19 protein-coding genes and 1 pseudogene are annotated in these 18,431 nt (G+C 51.7%); 17 read left to right on the top strand and 3 right to left on the bottom strand.

Annotation, left to right across the window (positions count from 1 at the left end):
* Nucleotides 1-441 precede the first annotated feature (441 nt).
* The 8 genes and pseudogenes from TURPA_RS06520 to uraD all read left to right on the top strand — a co-directional run.
* A pseudogene (locus TURPA_RS06520) lies at nucleotides 442-1,344 on the top strand (RDD family protein); the annotation flags it as partial.
* A gap of 296 nt (nucleotides 1,345-1,640) precedes the next feature.
* Nucleotides 1,641-2,186: an alpha/beta hydrolase gene (locus TURPA_RS06515; RefSeq protein ID WP_041948361.1), complete on the top strand. Its 546-nt coding sequence runs from the start codon at nucleotides 1,641-1,643 to the stop codon at nucleotides 2,184-2,186.
* Nucleotides 2,187-2,337: 151 nt separating this feature from the next.
* On the top strand, nucleotides 2,338-2,556 hold the full coding sequence (locus tag TURPA_RS23365) for a hypothetical protein (RefSeq protein ID WP_157210423.1): 219 nt from the start codon (nucleotides 2,338-2,340) through the stop codon (nucleotides 2,554-2,556).
* Between the two features lie 615 nt (nucleotides 2,557-3,171).
* Nucleotides 3,172-3,963 carry a GNAT family N-acetyltransferase gene (locus TURPA_RS06500; RefSeq protein WP_014802497.1) on the top strand — a complete coding sequence of 264 codons (792 nt, stop codon included), beginning with the start codon at nucleotides 3,172-3,174 and terminating at the stop codon, nucleotides 3,961-3,963.
* 272 nt (nucleotides 3,964-4,235) lie between these two features.
* Nucleotides 4,236-4,814: a hypothetical protein gene (locus TURPA_RS06495; RefSeq protein WP_041948359.1), complete on the top strand. Its 579-nt coding sequence runs from the start codon at nucleotides 4,236-4,238 to the stop codon at nucleotides 4,812-4,814.
* A gap of 66 nt (nucleotides 4,815-4,880) precedes the next feature.
* On the top strand, nucleotides 4,881-5,630 hold the full coding sequence (gene allE, locus TURPA_RS06490; protein WP_014802495.1) for a (S)-ureidoglycine aminohydrolase: 750 nt from the start codon (nucleotides 4,881-4,883) through the stop codon (nucleotides 5,628-5,630).
* A gap of 268 nt (nucleotides 5,631-5,898) precedes the next feature.
* A complete protein-coding gene (locus TURPA_RS06485; RefSeq protein WP_157210422.1) occupies nucleotides 5,899-6,186 on the top strand; it encodes a hypothetical protein in 288 nt (95 codons plus the stop codon).
* Between the two features lie 180 nt (nucleotides 6,187-6,366).
* Complete coding sequence (uraD, locus tag TURPA_RS06480) at nucleotides 6,367-6,870, top strand: 2-oxo-4-hydroxy-4-carboxy-5-ureidoimidazoline decarboxylase (RefSeq protein WP_014802493.1); 504 nt, start codon at nucleotides 6,367-6,369, stop codon at nucleotides 6,868-6,870.
* 142 nt (nucleotides 6,871-7,012) lie between these two features.
* Here uraD and TURPA_RS06475 read toward each other — a convergent pair whose 3' ends face one another.
* A complete protein-coding gene (locus tag TURPA_RS06475; RefSeq protein WP_014802492.1) occupies nucleotides 7,013-7,255 on the bottom strand; it encodes a hypothetical protein in 243 nt (80 codons plus the stop codon).
* A 112-nt stretch (nucleotides 7,256-7,367) separates the two neighbouring features.
* Between TURPA_RS06475 and uraH the strand changes: the two genes are divergently transcribed.
* Nucleotides 7,368-7,700, top strand: a complete 333-nt coding sequence (gene uraH, locus TURPA_RS06470) for a hydroxyisourate hydrolase (protein ID WP_014802491.1) — start codon at nucleotides 7,368-7,370, stop codon at nucleotides 7,698-7,700.
* Nucleotides 7,701-7,710: 10 nt separating this feature from the next.
* On the opposite strand, the gene TURPA_RS06465 is transcribed toward uraH, so the two are convergent.
* Complete coding sequence (locus TURPA_RS06465) at nucleotides 7,711-9,756, bottom strand: 7TM diverse intracellular signaling domain-containing protein (RefSeq protein ID WP_014802490.1); 2,046 nt, start codon at nucleotides 9,754-9,756, stop codon at nucleotides 7,711-7,713.
* Nucleotides 9,757-9,861: 105 nt separating this feature from the next.
* Here TURPA_RS06465 and TURPA_RS06460 point away from each other — a divergent pair, with 105 nt between their 5' ends.
* The 3 genes from TURPA_RS06460 (at nucleotide 9,862) to aceB (ending at nucleotide 13,310) form a co-directional block, all read left to right on the top strand.
* Nucleotides 9,862-10,986 (top strand): putative sulfate/molybdate transporter, encoded by a 1,125-nt coding sequence (locus TURPA_RS06460; RefSeq protein WP_041949039.1) that lies wholly within the window; start codon nucleotides 9,862-9,864, stop codon nucleotides 10,984-10,986.
* Nucleotides 10,983-11,633, top strand: a complete 651-nt coding sequence (locus TURPA_RS06455; RefSeq protein WP_014802488.1) for a tRNA-uridine aminocarboxypropyltransferase — start codon at nucleotides 10,983-10,985, stop codon at nucleotides 11,631-11,633. Before TURPA_RS06460 ends, TURPA_RS06455 begins: the two co-directional genes overlap by 4 nt.
* An 84-nt stretch (nucleotides 11,634-11,717) precedes the next feature.
* A complete protein-coding gene (gene aceB / locus TURPA_RS06450; RefSeq protein WP_014802487.1) occupies nucleotides 11,718-13,310 on the top strand; it encodes a malate synthase A in 1,593 nt (530 codons plus the stop codon).
* Between the two features lie 13 nt (nucleotides 13,311-13,323).
* Here the strand turns inward: aceB and TURPA_RS06445 are convergent, their stop codons facing one another.
* Nucleotides 13,324-13,950: a hypothetical protein gene (locus TURPA_RS06445; protein ID WP_014802486.1), complete on the bottom strand. Its 627-nt coding sequence runs from the start codon at nucleotides 13,948-13,950 to the stop codon at nucleotides 13,324-13,326.
* Nucleotides 13,951-14,053: 103 nt separating this feature from the next.
* Between TURPA_RS06445 and speE the strand changes: the two genes are divergently transcribed.
* From speE to TURPA_RS06420, 5 genes are all read left to right on the top strand, one after another.
* Entirely contained in the window at nucleotides 14,054-15,004 is a 951-nt protein-coding gene (gene speE / locus TURPA_RS06440; RefSeq protein WP_014802485.1) for a polyamine aminopropyltransferase, read from the top strand.
* A 153-nt stretch (nucleotides 15,005-15,157) separates the two neighbouring features.
* A complete protein-coding gene (locus TURPA_RS06435) occupies nucleotides 15,158-15,886 on the top strand; it encodes a hypothetical protein (protein WP_014802484.1) in 729 nt (242 codons plus the stop codon).
* 117 nt (nucleotides 15,887-16,003) lie between these two features.
* Nucleotides 16,004-16,645, top strand: coding sequence for a sensor histidine kinase (locus TURPA_RS06430; RefSeq protein ID WP_014802483.1), 642 nt, complete (start codon nucleotides 16,004-16,006; stop codon nucleotides 16,643-16,645).
* Nucleotides 16,642-17,715: a response regulator gene (locus tag TURPA_RS06425; protein WP_014802482.1), complete on the top strand. Its 1,074-nt coding sequence runs from the start codon at nucleotides 16,642-16,644 to the stop codon at nucleotides 17,713-17,715. Before TURPA_RS06430 ends, TURPA_RS06425 begins: the two co-directional genes overlap by 4 nt.
* Nucleotides 17,708-18,430: an ABC transporter ATP-binding protein gene (locus TURPA_RS06420; RefSeq protein ID WP_014802481.1), complete on the top strand. Its 723-nt coding sequence runs from the start codon at nucleotides 17,708-17,710 to the stop codon at nucleotides 18,428-18,430. Before TURPA_RS06425 ends, TURPA_RS06420 begins: the two co-directional genes overlap by 8 nt.
* Nucleotide 18,431 lies beyond the last annotated feature (1 nt).

Here is an 18,431-nt window from a genome sequence, read left to right as displayed (position 1 = left end):
GTCGTCAATGGAAGCCACACAATATGAGTCTCTCGAACCGTTCGGGCCTTTTTACAAAAGAATTTGGCAAATTTGCTCTTTTGGTTCCATTAAAGACGCTACATTCAAGAGGCCTAGGGAGCTCGATTTCAAAATAGACCGCTTTAACGCCAGGTTCGAATGATATTTTTGGATTTGGATATCTGTATTCATTTTCCAAATGGTAAAGACCCAGATCTCATCAAAAGATTTCAGGCACATTCACCGGCAGACGCACAGACTGGGTGGTATGTTCTCGCGCGCAGCCGCAAACCGCTCACACGATATTTTGACTTGCTGGGTTTACCCAGCAAGTCAAAATTGCAACAATGAATCCAAGTTGTGTGAAATTCAACATGAGGTTAGTCTAAATGAATCTATCCACCACATTTGAAAGGATTTTAGCGGCATCTTTTAGATGCAGCGATTCTCGTCCCGATTTCAGAGATTATTCTGCGATTCATGCCCGCCAAATCAGGCACGCAATTTATAATCGGCATACTCATCTACTCTGTGCTGTACGTAAGTTATTCCCTAATTCTAAATTGGAAATTCGGCGGCACTATTGGCAAAATCTTGGTTGGCCTAAGGGTAAAGTCAATCGACGGTTCTGCCATAAAGCTCAATCAAGCACTTCGGCGTAGCTCAGTGGACTTTATATTTCAAATGATACAGGTTATGCAGTTTCATGCACTCATAAAGCAAGGGCAGATCGACATTCTGCCAGACGTTTCATTGAGTGCAATGCGGGCTTCAATGTACGACCAAAAAAATATTCTGACTGATAGTATGTTTTATGTGGAAATAGCCTGGTTGTTTTCCGAATTTATTAGCATGCAATTCAACGAAAAGAAACGGGCGTTGCATGACTTTATCGCTGGCACAATTGTGCTTACAGAATTTCGGCGTACCAAAGGCCCTAAGGCCCTGATGTGGGTCATCGGGCTTCTTTTCCTCACTTTCTTTGCTGGCTTGTCGATGAGCGCAAGCGATGACACAGTCGGGAAAATTCCATTTCAAAGCCCGCTTTGGAGCGCAAAATCGCCACAAGAAATAAGATCAATGCTCACAGAGCATGACATTGCCCCGACCAACGTAAATGCTTTCGGTCAGAATATACTTCACGTTGCGGCGAAAACTACAGATACGCGAACCTTCGGCGTATTCCTGCACGCATACCCAGAGCTGATTAATACATCTGATTTTTTCGGCGATTCGCCAGGCCATATTGCTTCGCGATTCAGTCCGGAAAAACTTGAACTTATGAAAAATACGGGACTGATGCAGAAAAAAATAAATCGTTTCGGCGAGGCTAATATTCCGTGAATCGTGCACTTCGCACAACGAAGGCTACGTTTTGCGCTCCGAAAGGCGGGGCCGGCGTTTTCGCATTCTTGCCGGCAGTCGCCTCGCAACACTGGGTGACGCAAATCGGCTTTACAGATCGAAATGTTGACACAGGCCTCAGGTAATGTCAGGTAGAATCTATATTTTCTGCCGTTCTGCGAAGAGAAATCGTGAAACATAATCTTTACCTGTTTAGCGGCTTAGGTGCCGACGAAAGAGTCTTTGCGCGCCTAAAATTTCCGAGGTGCAACATACGTCATATAAAGTGGCCCAGGGTGACAAATGGAACAAGCAAAGAATTATTTCTATCAGAGATAAAGGCTCAAATAATCACCAAGAAGAAAAACGTTCTGCTGGGCGTTTCGTTTGGTGCGCTGGTTGCGCAAGATATTGCCAGCGCTGTTTCGGCAGAAACACTCATAGTAATTTCGTCTGCAACTGAGCAGGCCGAGATTCCAAGATTCTACAAAGGTTCATTAGCGAAATTCGTTCTGCGAATGATGCCCAACCGATTATTGAACAAGCCCAATTTTCTCATAAACCACATGTTCTCAGTACAGACGAATGATGGCCAAAAAACTTTAGGCGATATCATTAGAGACACTGACCCTACTTTTATTCGGTGGGCCATAGCATATCTACAGCAATGGCAGAAGCCGAATTTATCGACCGTTAAGCATATTTACCGAATTCACGGCGAAGGAGACCGAATTTTTCCAAATGTGAATGCGGCGCCAGAAACGTCGTTCGTTCACGGGGGACACTTTGCGATTTACGAAACGGCCGATGAAGTAAATAGATGCCTAAAGCTCTGGCTATAGCAGGCAGAACAGCAGGCAACAAAATTCAAACGCTTCGTGTATGCCTCGCGCGCAGTTTTCTTGTGCCCTTAGCTCATGGAAATATGCTTCTGGCCTGCACTCAGCAGGCCAGAATTAGAAAGAACTAGTTGCCCGTGCAGACGCCTTGGCCGTGAATATTCTTCTGGCATTTGCCGGCACCGATGCATTGGCTGTCTACCGAGCAGGACTTTCCGCTTTGCCGGGAGCCATGATCGAATGCCTCTTTCTTGACGCAAACATTGCTCTTGCATTCAAGCATGCCACCACATTCAGCATCATGAAAGCATTTGTCACCCTTTTGTTTCGCGAAAAGCCCGACGGCCGTGACCAGCGTGATGATAAGGATTAATTTTTTCATAGTATAACGAACCCGTTTGAAGAACGCAGCCGTGTCAAACAGAAAGCTGTTACACCACAAAGCCCTGAGAACCCGTAGCCAACCTCAGGCCTGGGAGCGGTTTCGACGCAATTAACAACGACGATCTGCCCAGAATAGCTCTTGACGGAGTCCGAAATTCACAAAGCGTTGAGTGGAATAATCGCTATTTTACGAAAAAGAGCAACCAATGGAACATTCAATTCTACCAACCGCGCTGATACTGGTGAGCAGCTATTTCTTAATACGAAACTTAATCCATTTGCGAAACGAGGATAAGCTTAAGGCCTATCTGCAGAATAGTCCGAAGGCGAGCTTGTGGGTAAAAAAGTTTGGCATAGAAAGAACAATGCAGCTATCTAAGCGGTATTTTTTGCCTATCGGCATTCTCTTTTCCCTTGGAATATTGGGGACAGCTATCTGGAATTTATGCATCTTGCTCAATAATCAACATTTTACGATTAAGCTTTTTGCTTTTTCAAAATGTGCATTTCAAGTTGCTACAGTCAATGAACACCAGTAGCGTAAAAAGCGAATCGGTGAGTTCATTGTTTTGCGGCACTCGCATCGCTGTTGACTAGAGTCTGCATGAACAAATATGCGCTATCCACTGATCGGGCCACAGCGATTCACTGCCTCTCGTCTGACGTTTTTGCCCACTTGATGACACTGAAAATGCTCACGCTTTTTCCGCAGGCATGTGTCACAACCACCTATCGCGAAGGCGACAGTTGGTCATGTCTGACCCTGCTTGACATCAGCGCATCGGGTTGGGATAGCCAGAAATATCCGAATCAAGAAAGTGTCGTTTTTCTCGACGGCAACAACGAGCAATTTCTCAAAATCGCATTCGAGAATGCACCCAAAAAAAACGTCATATTTAAAGTGCACGATTCTTTTAGCAGATCGCAAGTAGCCCAACTGCCGGGAATAGAGCAGACATACTCGTTTCTATCGTATAGCACATCAGCTATCCCCAAAAAATCGCTACAATCAGTCTCGCGAGTTCAGGTATGTGCCGAACTGACTGCAGAGGCAATTGACGGCTTTGAACAGAACGCCTACACCCAAGAAGAGTTGCAATATCACTTTCAAAACGGAGCGCGGTGGTTGCGCCTCGATGTCGGTGGTGCTTGCGTCTCGCAATGCCTCGTATTTCAGAATTTCAATCTCGTCTGGGAGATCGGCGGCGTCTTTACGCCGCCCGCACTGCGGCGAAAGGGGTATGCCAAAAAAGTCGTGAATGCAGCCATACGCTATTTGCGTCTTCGGAATAGGCTGCCGAGATACCAGTTTGAAGCCGCCAACCAGGGTTCGCGTGCATTGGCTGAAAGCGTGGGCTTAAATCACGTTCTGACCGTAGACCACTTCAAAATATAGTCCAAGGCGATTCGCGGCGGGCTTCAAGAGTGCCATGGCCGGCGACAGCAACACTTGCTTTTTGAGCTGCTGTGATCAGAATTAGGCTTGCCGCGAAGTGATACCAGGCCAATAACCTGTCTCAGTGATGCATTATACTTCACGGTGATGGTGAAATATCTATGAGGCTACAGAAAATACTCGTTGCTTTTGCGTTTGTGGTGGCTACATGCAAAGATCATGAGGTTCTAAGTCAGCGACAATTTACCAGCTCTGAGGCAGCACCCAGATTCATGGCCATCGTCACAAGCAAAGACGGTCTCATCTTGCGAGAAAAACCGCAGAAATCGTCGCAGAAACTCGAGCTTATTGAATTTGCGCAGTCAGTCGAAATTCAGCCGCAGAAAAAGCCGATTTCAGAAACCGTCGACGGTATCAGTGGCGAGTGGCTAGAGACACATTATTCCGGCTCAAATGGATTCATTTTTTCAGCGTACGTGCGGCGATTTGCTGAAATAGCCGCCAGCGTCGAAAGTCTTGACGAAGGCCGGCTGTACGGCGTTTGGCAGAATCAAAAATTCGTAGACTACACAAAGAAACCTGTTACCCAATTGAATCTGAAGCCGAACAGGCAGTTTCAGTTTACGATTTTCGCGGGCGGTGACGGCGGCGGTTTTGGCACGAAATCTCTCGAAGGTACCTGGCGAATTGAAAACAATCAACTTATTCTGATTGAATCAAAGACTTTTCAGAAAATACGATATGCCTTGTTTAAACAGCATCTGATACTTGCAGAAGAATTTCCCAGCGCTGAACATCGAATATTTCTCGAGAATTTTGACGCAGAATATCCGGGTGGTCTTTCAAGATAACGGTCGCAATAATCCACCGGGCTTAACCTTCATTGACGGCCCGCTCTCGCTGCGTGGGGTATCCCAATGACACCACTGCATACAGCACTCACGCGCAGCCGCATCACCAGCGACCACGCGCTCATTACCCCCGAAAGCCATGTGCAGCTTTCGCCGCCGGGCTGGGAAAAGGCAAGCGTTGTCTATTTTATTTCACCGCAGATGGGTGCGAACTTCACCATGTTCATGGGAACATTCGAAGCGGGTGGTTCGGTGAAGCGAAACCTAGGCGATAACGAGATTCTGGGTTATGTGCTCGAAGGCGAGGGGGATTTAGCAACTAGCCAAAACTCCTCTCTGAAAGAGGGCTCATTCTTTTTTCTGCCACCGGCTACCGAATTTACAGTCAAGGCGAAGCAGCAGAGCCGCGTGCTGTTTTTTGAAAAGATGTATGAACCTCTCGCAGGGGTAAATCCCCCTTTGGCAATCATATCGCACGAGAGCAAAATCACCAAAGAACCTTTTCTGGGCGACCCGGGCGCGCTGTTGCAGGTCTTGATGCCGATGAGTGCGGATTTCGACATGGGGGTGAATATTTTCGAGTTCGCTCCGGGAGGCACGCTGCCGAATGTCGAAAACCACTACATGGAACATGGGCTCTACGTTCTGCAGGGCCAGGGCGTCTATCGGCTGTCAGAGAGCTGGTACCCCGTGCACAAAGACGACGCGATCTGGATGGCGCCCTATTGCCTGCAATGGTTCGTCGCCTCGGGCAAACAGAGCACGAAATATATCTATTATAAGGATATGAATCGGCCGCCCCTGACAGGTTCCTGAAAGGAACGTGTCAGGGCAGCCCGCCGGGGCCGCATAAGCAGAAAGCAGCGAAGCGCTTTAGCAGTCGTTTGGCCCTGCAAACGACGAGGCTTTCTGCTTAAGCGGAGCTCACCCCGGGGGCTGCCGGTCTAAATTCAGTAGTAACACCTAGTTTCTCCCGTGTGCGCGCTGATGACTTTTGCACAGATATGTGCGATATTCACAGTAACAAAACAGCCGGTTGGGGTCGCCGCAAGGTAGCCCCCGAGCGGAGAAAATGGGGGATAACATGAAAAAGATAATTCTGACAATCACTTCACTCGCGTTCGTGGCAGCACTCGGTGCTGTACAGGTCGTAAAAGAAGAGTCAACACTGAAAGGCTGCGAGCGCCTTGGCGAAGTTGCTGCGGGCGACAAATTCGCACAGATGGACCGCGAGACTGCTGAGAAAGCAGTGAAAGCGCAGGCGAAAGAAATGAAAGCCGACAAGGTCTTTCTGAACATTGTTGCTCACCCACACGGCAAGCTGGGTACCCAGTACACAGCGACTGCCGTTGCCTGGAAGTGCGATAAGTAGGCGGGGCTCGAAAGTTGCGAACCGCGCACCGGCGCGGTCAGCAGGCCGAAACCGGCCACTTGTGGCCGTTCGCGTGTAATTGCCGCAGGCAATTGCAGCGTTTTGGCCTGCTGAGCGACTTTTGGCCTGCCTTTTTTTGACTTTACCTAACCTTCGCCGTCTCGCCGCCTGTGCGGGCGCATGGTCATCGAAACTTTCAATTCTCTTTCTGAAGCTGAAGCAAGACAGCTGCTTGCAGACTGCAACGCCTGTGAAACCTGGTTTGAACGCGTGGTATCGGCGCGGCCATTCAAAGATGTCACCCAGCTAAAATCTCACGCCTCATTGAGCTGGCAGAACCTGAGCGAATCAGATTATTTGCAGGCATTCGAGGCACACCCGATGATCGGCGATGTCGATTCTCTGCGCAAAAAATACGCCTCGACCAAAGCGATGGCTTCGGGTGAGCAGTCGGGTGCTGCAGCTGCCGACGAGCAGACTCTCGGCGAACTTGCCACACTCAACAAAAGCTATTTGCAGAAATTCGGGTTTATCTTTATCGTGTTCGCGACGGGCAAATCGGCCGCTGAAATGCTGGCGCTGCTAAAGGCACGCATAGGCAATTCGCGAGAAGAAGAAATCAGAAATGCGGCAGCTGAGCAATTGAAGATCACGTTGCTCAGAATCGATAAGCTATTCAATTAACCAGAGATTCACGCTTCGACAAGCTCAGCGTGACAATACCAGCCATCGGGTTGCTACCCATATCTTCGAAAACACCGCAGAGATCAGCGGCCGTTTCTTGTCACCCTGAGCTCGTCGAAGGGTGACAAGAGAATTCAAAATGTTACTTATTTCTTGTTCCGCAGCTCTTCACGTTCGCTGCAGTCGGGCAAGACGACGTGCCTCCGCGAACGCAACCGAGTTGCTTGCAGAACTTGTCACCGTCTGAGTTGCTGCCCGAATAGCAGCAGTATTGTTTTCCCGCGCAGGCGCCGGTGCTGCTCGATGTGCAGATCAGCGCATCGCCTGCGTGAATCGCGCCGGCGAGGCCCGTGGCGAGAATGAATGTCAAAGCGAGTTTTTTCATGTTGGTCTCCTGTGTGTGAAATTGGCATACGGTTACCCGTACGTCGGCTCTGTCAAGCTTTACGCCGGTTCTTTTCTATTTGGCAGGCTATGGCGCGCAAATACTGAAGGCCATGAAATCAATCAGCACGCACATTCTCGATGTCTCGCGCGGCAGACCTGCAGCGGGGGTGCACGTCAAACTTGACCATCTGTCACAGGGGGATTTCAAGCGTGCTGCAGTGGGCGTGACTGACGCAGATGGCCGCATCAGAGACTGGCAGTTTACGCTCGTCGCAGGTACCTGGCGCATTCGTTTTGAGACCGCGGCCTACTTTGAAAATCTGAAAGAGCCGTACTTTTACCCGTACGTCGAAATTGTTTTTGATGTGCACGATGCGAGCCAGCACTACCACGTGCCATTGCTGCTCAGTGCTTACGGTTTTTCGACCTACCGGGGCAGCTGATGCATACGAGCTACGAGGCTGCCAAACGGCTTTCATAAATCAGCGAGGGCCGGTCGCCGGGGTTTACCCTCAGCACGCGCGCAAAGGCCGCCCTGGCATCGGCGAACCGCCGCTCATGAAACGCCTTTACCGCCTGCATATAGTCATCCATCGTCTTGAGTTTTAGCTCGCGTGTTTTTTCTTCATCACCGTCGATAATTTCGTAGACACCCACCGGCTTGGTCTTTCCCTTTACGGTCACGCGGTCGAGAAAACGAAAGTGAAACTTTTGCAGCGGTTTGATCTCCAGAATCGTTGTTTCGCTCACCGCAATGCGCGAGCCATAGACCTTTGTCAGCGTCTCAATGCGTGAGGCGAGGTTGACAGTGTCAGAGATGACAGTGCCTTCGAGGCGGTCTTCGGCGCCAATCGTGCCGAGCATCAGAGAACCCGTATGGACTCCGATGCCGATTTCGATGGGTTTGTAACCTTTGCCAGTTCTGTACGCATTGTATTCTTTGAGGTAGAGCTGCATTTCGACACCCGCGCCGACTGCATCGACCACCGATTTCTGAAACAAGGCCATGATCGCATCGCCGATAAACTTATCGATGAACCCACCATGCCTCTGGATAATCGGGCTCATGCGTCCGAGGTATGAATTGATAAAGTTAAAATTTTCTTCGGGTGTCATGTTTTCTGAGAGTGTCGTGAAAGACCTGATGTCGCTGAAAAGAATCGCCATGTTCTTCTGAATCTGGTCGCCGAGCTTCACGTCAAGAATCGAATCTTTGCCGAGGTTTGCGAGAAAGTCGCGGGGTACAAACCGGGCGTAAGATTCGGTCAGTATCTTTTGCATCTCGAGAGTCTTACGCTGTGCCTCTTCTTTTTCGGTCTTCATGATGTTGATGCGGTCGGCCAGCGCGATCGACAGCAGCACAACCTCGAGCGCAGAACCGAAGTACAGGCCATAGTCGGTAAAAACATTTGAGCCGAGCACGTTGGTGAACTTGAGTACAACAATGATACCGGCGAGTTGCAGCACCGTGAAAGCGAGCAAGAAAAAACGGGCGGGGCGGTATTTCTTTACGAATGCAATGATTGCGGCTGCCAAAACCATGACAACGGGTGGTATCGTCACTGCGAGCGTGGCTTTGGTTGTGATTTCGGGAGATAAAACGAGCGGCGTGAAGAATAAGAACGTGAGAAATCCTATTGTTATTTTGAACGCCTTATCGAGTCGGGGAACCAGTTCTTTGGTATTCAGAAAGCGTTTTGAGAACATCAGCACCGAAGCCAGCATAAAGTTCGACGACAAGATATACGAATTGCGCTGCAGCCAGGTGCCATTCGGCCAGATGTACTGAAATCCGTGGCCGGTGAGCACGAGCTGCAGCCACAAGAGCCCGGTGATATAACACACGTAATAGAAATAGCTGACGTCTCTCACCGAAAAATAAATGAACAGGTTATAGAGAATCATCACCAGCATAATACCGTAATAGAACCCCAGCCCGTGCTGCACGTTGGCGTTGTAGTCGGTGAACGTTTCTTTATCCCAAAAAACGAATGGCAGAATCAGGCCGCCGCAGGTTCGCGCGCGAATATAAAAGGTTTTCTGTTCGCCCGGCGCGAGTTCAATCGCGAACACAAAGTTGCGGTTCTTGATTTGGCGCGCGCCAAACGGGTAGAGCATACCTGCTGCCTGTACCTCGAATTTTCCCACGGCGACGGGCGCGTAAAACTCGACAATGTCGATATTGCTCTGGTCGATTTCGAGCACGCGCGAGCGCGGGGCATCGCTTTTTCGCTCGAAAGTCACCTTCAGCCAATAGTCGTTGTTGGTTTGCCCGAAGTTAAGCGTGTCAGTCGTCGAATCGACGAAATTGCCGGCAAACTCGCCGGCAGAAACCTGCGCTATTGTTTTGTTTTTCGCGGTATCTTCGTAATACGAAAAATTTCTGCCAATTTCAATCTTCTGTGATGGGGAATCCCACTGAACGGGTGCGGCGGCGGTGAGCGGGTACCCGGCGTAAAAAACTGCCACCACAGTCGTCAGGTATCTTCGCGTGAGCATCGGCGGTAAGAACCATGCCAAGCGACTGTGGCGTCGACAACGATTCGATCAGTTCAATTTTGGTTTGTCGCTGCCAGGGCGCCGCAAGGCAGGTTCACAGTGTTCATGCGATTTGACCGACACGAACTAGCCGGCAGCTTCGGCGACATCGGCACTGATCTGCCGTTGCTCATCGGCATGATCGCCGCTGGCGGTCTCGACGCGGGCCACGTGTTTCTTGTATTTGGCTCGCTACAGATTCTTTCGGGCATCTATTACCGTCTGCCGATGCCGATGCAGCCTCTGAAGGCGATGGCGGTTATCGTGATTGCGGGCAAGCTATCCCCCGGCATTATTTACGGCGGTGGTGTTGCGATCGGTGTCACGATGCTTGCGCTCACGGCGACCGGTCTGCTCGCGAGGGTGGCGGCGCTGTTTCCGCTGGCGGTGGTGCGGGGTATTCAATTCGGTCTCGGTCTTTCTCTGGCGTTGCTTGCAGTGCGCAGCTATATTTGGCCTTCTGGCGTGATGGGTTGGTACGCAGCAGCAGGGGGATTTTTCATCATGCTGATTCTCTGGCAGAATCGCCGTCTGCCCGCTGGCCTCGTACTCGTCGCCGCAGCGGTTCTCTATGGCGCGCTGACTCAAAACACGCCCACAGCCCTCGCAACCAGCTGGCGCGCCGACTGGCTTACATTTCAGCTACCCTCTGCAACCGACATTGCCACGGGATTTCTTTTGCTGGCGCTGCCGCAGTTGCCATTGTCGCTCGCCAATTCAGTTGTCGCAACGCGGCAGACCTGTGCTGATCTTTTTCCCGATCGCGATGTCAGCATACGCAAAATTGGTGTCACGTATGGTGTCGCGAATCTTGTTTCAGCGAGTTTCGGCGGAGTTCCGGTATGCCACGGTAGCGGAGGCCTTGTCGGGCACCATAATTTCGGCGCACGCACGGGCGCTTCTGTTGTCATCTATGGAGCGATCTTTGTGACCGCGGCATTGCTTTTTGGGCACAGGGCAAAAGACGTGCTCGCGCTTTTTCCCTTGTCGGTTCTCGGAGTGATACTTACCTTCGAAGCCTTTGGGCTCATGCGTCTGGCACGGCTGACAGAACCGGCAAAATGGGCGCAGTTTGTCACTCTCGCCACAGGTCTCGTGTGTGCGATGGCTCCTCATGGTTTTCTGGTTGGCAGCGTTACGGGTATTACTTTGTACCATGCGCCGAATTTGTGGCGCAAGGTTCGGCCATGACGACGTTGCCAGAAAAGCAGCGCGATCTCTGCCTCACCTGCAACCGTTCGCGTGCTACATGTTTCTGCAAATACACGCAGCCGTTTGAAACGCGCACGCGCTTTCTCATCTTAATGCACCCCCGCGAGTTTAAGCGCCAGCGCACGGGTACTGGCCGTGTCACGCACCTCTCGCTCTTGAATTCAGAAATTCTCGTGGGTGTGGATTTCTCACAACACGAAAGGCTGAATCAGATATTGCAGTCGGCAGACTATTTTCCCGCGCTGCTTTTTCCTGTTGCAGAGTCTCTTGACGCTGCTTCACCGCAGTTTCGCGCGGCGGCTTTAGGCCGAACGCCGCTGGTGATCATTCTTGATGCAACCTGGTCGAGCGCCCGCAAGATGCTGCGGTCGAGCGCAAACCTGCAGACTCTGCCCAGGTTGAGCTTTACCGCAGACAATGCATCTCGCTTCGTCATCAAGCGCCAACCCCGTGATTTCTGCCTGTCGACTATTGAGGCCGCATACCGCACGCTCGACGCGCTCGATTCGTCGGGGGTTGAAGACCTTCGGGGCAGGCACAGCGCGCTCATGCAGACGCTCGACCAGATCGTCGAATTTCAGCTGCGCTGTACCGCCGACCCGAATTTAGTTTCACATCGTATTTGATTTGTCGCGAAGCGCCAAATCAAATACGATGTGAAATCTTAAAAAACGCTTGCGGGTGACTTTGCCTGCGCATCTAAATCCGCTATGTTGAAATTACCTGCCGGTGTGACCATTGCCACCGATGCCCTGCAAAAGACCGATGCAAAATTCAGTGAAATTCTCACGACAGAAGCGCTAGAGTTTGTCGCGAAACTTAGCCGCCAGTTCGAAGCACGCCGCCAAGAACTGCTCGCCGCGCGAGTGAAAAGAGCGAAGGCACTCGAGGCAGGTGAAAAGCCAGATTTTCTCAAGAGCACCGCCAAAATTCGCGGCGGCGACTGGAAGGTTGCGCCCCTGCCGAAAGACCTCGAATGCCGGCGCGTCGAGATCACGGGTCCGGTTGATCGCAAAATGGTCATCAACGCGCTCAACTCAGGCGCTGACAGCTACATGACCGACTTCGAAGATTCGAACACGCCCAACTGGCAAAACCAGATCAACGGACAGATCAACCTGCGCGATGCGATTCGCCGGCAAATCGATTTTGAATCGGGCGGCAAGCAATACAAGCTCAACCAAAAGACAGCGACTCTGCTCGTGCGCCCGCGCGGCTGGCACCTCGATGAGAAGCACATTCAGATCGACGGCAAAAGAATTTCGGGCGGCATTTTCGATTTTGGCCTGTTCTTTTTTCACAACGCGAAAGAGCTGATCGCGCGGGGCAGCGGGCCATACTTCTATCTGCCGAAAATGGAGTCGCACCTCGAAGCACGCCTGTGGAACGACGTTTTCGTGATGGCGCAGAAAGAACTCGGCATACCGAACGGCACAATTCGCGCGACCGTGCTCATCGAAACAATTCTCGCCGCGTTCGAGATGGATGAAATTCTGTACGAACTCAAAGACCACAGCGCCGGCCTCAATGCCGGCAGATGGGATTATATTTTTTCGTGCATCAAGAAATTCAAGAACGACAAGAACTTTTGCCTGGCGAACCGTTCTCTGGTGACGATGACATCCCCCTTTATGCGCAGCTATGCGCTGCTGCTGCTCAAGACCTGCCATAAACGCGGGGCGCCGGCGATTGGCGGCATGAGCGCGCTGATACCGATCAAGAACGATGCGGCGGCGAATGAAAAAGCACTGGCCGGGGTCAAAGCCGATAAAGCGCGAGATGCTGGCGATGGCTATGACGGCGGCTGGGTTGCGCACCCGGGCCTCGTCGACCTCGCGATGCAAGAATGGAAAAAGGTATTGGGCACGAAACCCAACCAGATCGACAAACAGCGTGATGATGTGAATGTTGTGGCGGCAGACCTCTTGAATTTTCAACCCGAAGCGCCGATCACTGAACAGGGCCTTCGGTATAATATCAACGTCGGCATTCACTACCTCGGCTCATGGCTTGCGGGTAATGGCTGTGTGCCGATTCACAACCTCATGGAAGACGCGGCGACCGCCGAGATTTCACGCTCGCAGGTCTGGCAGTGGATTCGCTCTGCCAAGGGTGTGCTCGACGACGGCCGCAAGATCAGCGAAGACCTTGTGCGCGCACTGATACCCGACGAGCTCGAGAAGGTTAAAGAGGTAACCGGCGGCGGGCCCACTTACGACCAGGCAGCGCGTATCTTCGTCGATATGTCGACCTCGGCAGACTTTGCGGAGTTTCTGACCCTGCCGCTATACGAACGTATCTAAGGTTTCGACCGTCTTAGTGTCCCCGGTACTGGCACCGGTTATTGCGCCATGTGCAAGGGTCATAGGTTCGCATACAATCAAGATTTGTCCGCAGCTGCGCGCAGCTGGCCGTGTATTTAATCAGATCTTCTTGCTTTGAGGCTTGCTTGCGTTTGGCTTCTGCCTTCTTTTCTGCTGCCGAAAGCTCCCGGTCACCGATGAGCTTCGCCGCCAGCTTATGGCCATTGCGCGGATGAATATGTTTGTTCTCTATCCACGTTGGGTCACCCTGCGTTTCCCACTGAACGAGCGTCATGCCGTCTTTGGTTTCAATGACGAGCCCCTTGTAGTAGTATCCGTTTTGCCATTGCGCATAGACTTTACGGGCGTTCGCGGGCGCTCTCTTGCCTGCTACGCTTTCTTTAATCTTGTCGTTCGCTACCCACATTTCACCTGAACCATCGGCCCATTTTACGAGACTCTGGCCCTCTTTCTCGGCAACGACCTTGCCTTCGTAATACACTCCGTTTGACCACATCGCCGAAACCGGTCGCGGCGGGTCTACCGGCGTACCATTTTCATTCTCTGTCATGTCTTGTGCCCCGATCGCCAGGCTAAAAATCAGAAAAACAACAATTGCTGAAAACTTTTTTCTAAACATGTGCATTTTCTCCTCGGTCAGTTTATACCAAGCACAGGTTCGCGCCGGCGAGTGTCAATACACATTGCGATTTGCGCCGTATCTCGACCGGGAATGGTGGCGCATGGCAGACAAAAAACGCGACGATCTTTTGGTCGAAACCCTCAATCCCGACATGGGCTATTTCTTTCGCACGAGCAAGAAGCTCTACGAAACCCGGACGAAATTTCAAGATCTCGAAATTCATGAACTGCCGCGCCATGGTCGTATGCTGCGCCTCGACGGTGTTTTTCAGACTTCAGACCGTGATGAGTTTTTGTATCACGAACCGTTGGCGCACGTCGGCGGCATGACAATCGACGGCCCCAAGACTGCGCTTGTGATCGGTGGCGGCGACGGCGGTGCGGCTGAAGAGTTTCTCAAGTACAAGACAATCGAGAAGGTTGTCATGGTTGAACTCGACGGTGGAGTGGTTGACGCGTGTAAAGAATACATCCCCGGTATTTGCGGTGACGCATTCAAGAGCCCCAAGCTCGACCTGCGCATCGAAGACGGCATTAAATACGTGTTCGAAACGACAGAAAAGTTTGATCAGGTGCTGCTCGACCTGACAGACCCGTTTGGTCCGTCGATTGAGCTCTATACGCACGAGTTCTACGCACAGATTTCGAAGATCATGACCGACCGCGGCATTCTCAGCCTGCATATCGAATCACCGATCACGCGCCCTGAGCTCTTCAGCAAGCTTTTCTGGACATTAAAATCAGTTTTCCCGATTGTGAAGCCGATGACGAATTATGTCCCCTTGTATGGCACGCTGTGGGGTTTTGCGCTCGCGAGCAAAACACAAGACCCAACATCGGTCGACAAAAAGACTCTGGCGGAGCGCATCGCGAAACACAACCTGCCGCAGCTTCAGTTCTATAACGAAGACACACACCACTCACTCTTTGCCCTGCCGAATTATGTTCGCGAAATGATAAAGGCGGAGCAACAACCGATTCGCAAAGGCGATACGCTGCCGGTGCCTGCAGGCTCGAAACGAAACCTGTATCTCACCGAAGCCGAGGGCTGAGCATACAGACTGAGGTATGCGCGCGACGAATGCGCGCGATTAAATACGACATAAAAAAATCAGTGCGAATATAGTTCAGTCTAATTTCAGTTTACGCGTTCAGACGTCGATAGAGAGAGGGGAACATTCTCACTCAAAGGGGAGCATACGGAAATGCTTAAGAAAATAAACATAGCGCTGGCCACACTTGCCATGGTAGCGATCACCACATCGGCTTCAGCGATTGAAGAGGCCTTCAAGGCAGGCAAAGACAGCCAGAAAGCGGCTGACCTCGCCGAAACAGAAAAGCGTCTCGACGATCAGATTCGCCAGATCAGCGAGCGCCTTCAGGCGATGTATACGCTGCGCGATATCGGGCCAAAGGTAAAACAGAGCCCAACGCAAACGATCTTCTCCATGGGCAAAGACGAAGACGGTGAATACATTGAGCTCGTCGCTTACACGTTCAATCCACAGTCTTACAACTATGGTCGACCCGTAGGCACTGCGGCGAAAACCATGCGCCTCTATTTCGCAGGTAAAGACCTGTCAAAAATCAAAACCATCGTCGACGACCAGAACTTTTACGAACAGTATAAGTATTACACAAAAGCGCTGCATCCAGGTCCCGTAAAAGGTAACCCCAACGACATTCAACTCGCGACCTCGTTCAATAAGCCGACAGAAGTTGCTGAGAAATCACCCGACTACCAGGTGAAACTCGCCGACGTTGAAAACGATCCAACCAACCCTAACCGCATCAAGTTCAAGCGTGACTTTTACATCGAGAATCTCATTTACTTCGAAAAACTGTTTCGCTTTACCTTTGAGTTTCAGAAGCGCGGCGCGTCGAACGGCGACGTCGAAACAATACAGCGCCTGAAACATTCTCTGCGTTACTGAGGTTAGAACCGGGCAGGCTCTACGGCCACCGAATCAACCCAAGGTCGAAAACCGGCTCGCCAGACGAGCCGGCAAGACCGCCAATTTCAGAACAAATTTCAATCCCTCGAACTTTTTGTGCGAGTCATTGCGCATGATCTCAATGGCCCGCTGACGGGCATGAATCTGACACTTCAGGCGTGCCGTAAACTGGCGACGAATGATTCGATGCGCAAGCTGCTCGATGCGCTGGGTAACGACCTCACTTCTGCCACAGACCTGCTCGAAGAACTCAAATCACTCAACCGCCGCGACACCTTTCGTATGCAGAAGATTGATCTTGTCGCCGAGATGAGGTCGCTCATCGACCAGGTGCAGTCGAATCCGCGTGTGCCGATAATCATTGATCTCGCCGATTCGAAAGAGAAGCTGACCATCGCCGGAGATATTTCCCGTTTGCGTCGCGCCTGGCAAAATATTATTCGCAATACGATCGACGCTGCCGAAGCTCGCAAGGGCGGCGATCGCACCTCGCTGCAGATTTCGCTGAAGCGTTCTGGCGGTTCGGCGCGCATCCGCTTCTCAGACAACGGCGGAGGTATAGACCGGCGCAGAATTGCGCGCCTGTTCGAGCCTTTTTATACGACGAAAGGTGAGAAGAACCGTGGCCTGGGGCTCTTTATTGCCCGCAAGATTGCGATTGAGCATAATGGAAAAATTCGCGTTGTTTCGAAGAAGCCGATGACGCGCGTGACGATCGACCTGCCTCTGATGCCATGAGCAACGCGACCACTTCACCATTTCTCGATCTTGAAATTGACGGTAAGAAAAGCACGCGCAAGATATTGCTTGTCGAAGACGTCGACTCGATTCAGCTCGCCATTCGGGATTTCTTGTTCTCGCGCTATGACATTCAGGTTTCGGGCACGGCAGAACAGGCGCTCATGACGCTGGCGATGTCACCCGACATTGACCTGCTGATTACCGACATCAAGCTACCCGAGATGAACGGTTTCGAGCTCGGCCGCCTGGCGCGAAAGCTCAGGCCGAACATCAAGATTATCGTGATTACTTCATATGACGTGAATGAATTCATCGACGTCATCAAAGAGCACGGTTTCACCCAGGTCATCACCAAACACGGCCGCATGAGCCTCAAAGAAATAGAGGTGACCATCGAGAAGATGTTAACCGGTGATATCTTTGGGGTGCAGAAATATTTTCCCCAAATGCGCCTCAGTGAAGTTACCCTGCGCACTTTTCCCAAACCTTTTGTCGACGGGGTGCTCTATTCGACCAGGGTCGGCTCCCTTCACGAGCGAGGCGAGCTTACCGATCGCATCGCGGCGCAGTTTAAGTCGCAGAAACGCGCGCCCGAAGCCACTACAAAGCTCGTGCTCGATGAAATTACCTCGAACGCAATGTTCAGGGCGCCGACGAATGATCACGGTGAGTTCAAGTACCAGACAAAGCACTCAGAGCACGATATTTTATTGACCCACCAGGATATCGTGCTCGATGAAGAAGACCGATTCACTCTGCAATTTGGCATCTGTGATGACTGGATAATTATGAGCTGTCTCGACCCGCACGGCCGCCTCACGCAGAAAGAAATTCTCTATCGCCTGCACCGCCACCTGGCGATGGACAGCGAAACGGGCCTGCCGGCAGGCCTGCACGATTCTCACGGCCGCGGTATTTTTCTGCTGCGCGAGCAGCTGTCGTCGCTTGTGTTCAATATCGAGCGCGACCGGCGCACCGAGGTCATCTGCTTCTACAATACCGTCGCCGCGCAGGCGTACAAGAATATCTCGGTCTACGAGATTTCAGGTTCTGAAAAACATGACTGAAGCTGCGGCACCAGGCTCACTTCTGTCTCTCAGCGAAATTTCCCTGAGCTATGGCAAGCGCAAGATTCTCGATGCCATCGACCTCGAGATCGCGCCGGGTTCGTTTACGGTCATCGCCGGCGAATCGGGTAGCGGCAAGAGCACACTACTCTATATTCTGGGTGGCTTTCTGCGCCCCGACAGGGGTATTTACCTCTTTGAGGGCAAAAGAGTTTATGGCAGGTTTGGTGAGTTCGGTCTCGGCCGCTTTCGTAAAAAGTATGTGGGATTTCTCTTTCAAGACTTTCGGCTTCTGCCCTTCTTGACCGTCGAGCAGAACATACGGTTTCCGGCGCTGTTCTCGGGCAAGAAGCTCGCTAAAGAACAGTTGCAAAACCAGATGCAGAATCTGGGCATTGCGCACCGCTCGAAAGCATACCCGAATACCGTGTCGGGCGGCGAGGCGCAGCGAACAGCGCTCGCTCGCGCGCTCTTGATGAATCCCCCTTTGTTATTGCTCGATGAGCCGACCGGCAATCTCGACAGCGCGACCGAGGCAGCGATCGTTGCCGAGCTTGTGAGGCTCAAGGCGCAGGGCCTCACGCTTGTTTGCGTCTCGCACAGCAACTTCATCATGCAACACGCAGACCGGGTGCTGCGCTTAATCGACGGCAAGCTGCACGAACAAGTGGCCGTGACTGCAAAGCCGGTGCGCCGCCCGCGCAAGAAGAGCTGAA

This window comes from Turneriella parva DSM 21527 (genome assembly GCF_000266885.1).
Classification (GTDB): domain Bacteria; phylum Spirochaetota; class Leptospiria; order Turneriellales; family Turneriellaceae; genus Turneriella; species Turneriella parva.
Note: the sequence above shows the minus strand (reverse complement) of the source record. Positions and strands in the feature narration are given on the sequence as shown.

Coding starts and splice junctions, on each gene's coding strand:
- TURPA_RS06475 (WP_014802492.1), bottom strand. CDS start 7,255: ATGAAAAAACTCGCTTTGACATTCATTCTCGCCACGGGCCTCGCCGGC.
- TURPA_RS06460 (WP_041949039.1), top strand. CDS start 9,862: ATGCGATTTGACCGACACGAACTAGCCGGCAGCTTCGGCGACATCGGC.
- allE (WP_014802495.1), top strand. CDS start 4,881: ATGACACCACTGCATACAGCACTCACGCGCAGCCGCATCACCAGCGAC.
- TURPA_RS06445 (WP_014802486.1), bottom strand. CDS start 13,950: ATGTTTAGAAAAAAGTTTTCAGCAATTGTTGTTTTTCTGATTTTTAGC.
- aceB (WP_014802487.1), top strand. CDS start 11,718: ATGTTGAAATTACCTGCCGGTGTGACCATTGCCACCGATGCCCTGCAA.
- TURPA_RS06420 (WP_014802481.1), top strand. CDS start 17,708: ATGACTGAAGCTGCGGCACCAGGCTCACTTCTGTCTCTCAGCGAAATT.
- uraD (WP_014802493.1), top strand. CDS start 6,367: ATGGTCATCGAAACTTTCAATTCTCTTTCTGAAGCTGAAGCAAGACAG.
- TURPA_RS06485 (WP_157210422.1), top strand. CDS start 5,899: ATGAAAAAGATAATTCTGACAATCACTTCACTCGCGTTCGTGGCAGCA.
- TURPA_RS06435 (WP_014802484.1), top strand. CDS start 15,158: ATGCTTAAGAAAATAAACATAGCGCTGGCCACACTTGCCATGGTAGCG.
- TURPA_RS06500 (WP_014802497.1), top strand. CDS start 3,172: ATGAACAAATATGCGCTATCCACTGATCGGGCCACAGCGATTCACTGC.
- TURPA_RS06455 (WP_014802488.1), top strand. CDS start 10,983: ATGACGACGTTGCCAGAAAAGCAGCGCGATCTCTGCCTCACCTGCAAC.
- TURPA_RS06495 (WP_041948359.1), top strand. CDS start 4,236: ATGGCCATCGTCACAAGCAAAGACGGTCTCATCTTGCGAGAAAAACCG.
- speE (WP_014802485.1), top strand. CDS start 14,054: ATGGCAGACAAAAAACGCGACGATCTTTTGGTCGAAACCCTCAATCCC.
- uraH (WP_014802491.1), top strand. CDS start 7,368: ATGAAATCAATCAGCACGCACATTCTCGATGTCTCGCGCGGCAGACCT.
- TURPA_RS06425 (WP_014802482.1), top strand. CDS start 16,642: ATGAGCAACGCGACCACTTCACCATTTCTCGATCTTGAAATTGACGGT.
- TURPA_RS06465 (WP_014802490.1), bottom strand. CDS start 9,756: ATGCTCACGCGAAGATACCTGACGACTGTGGTGGCAGTTTTTTACGCC.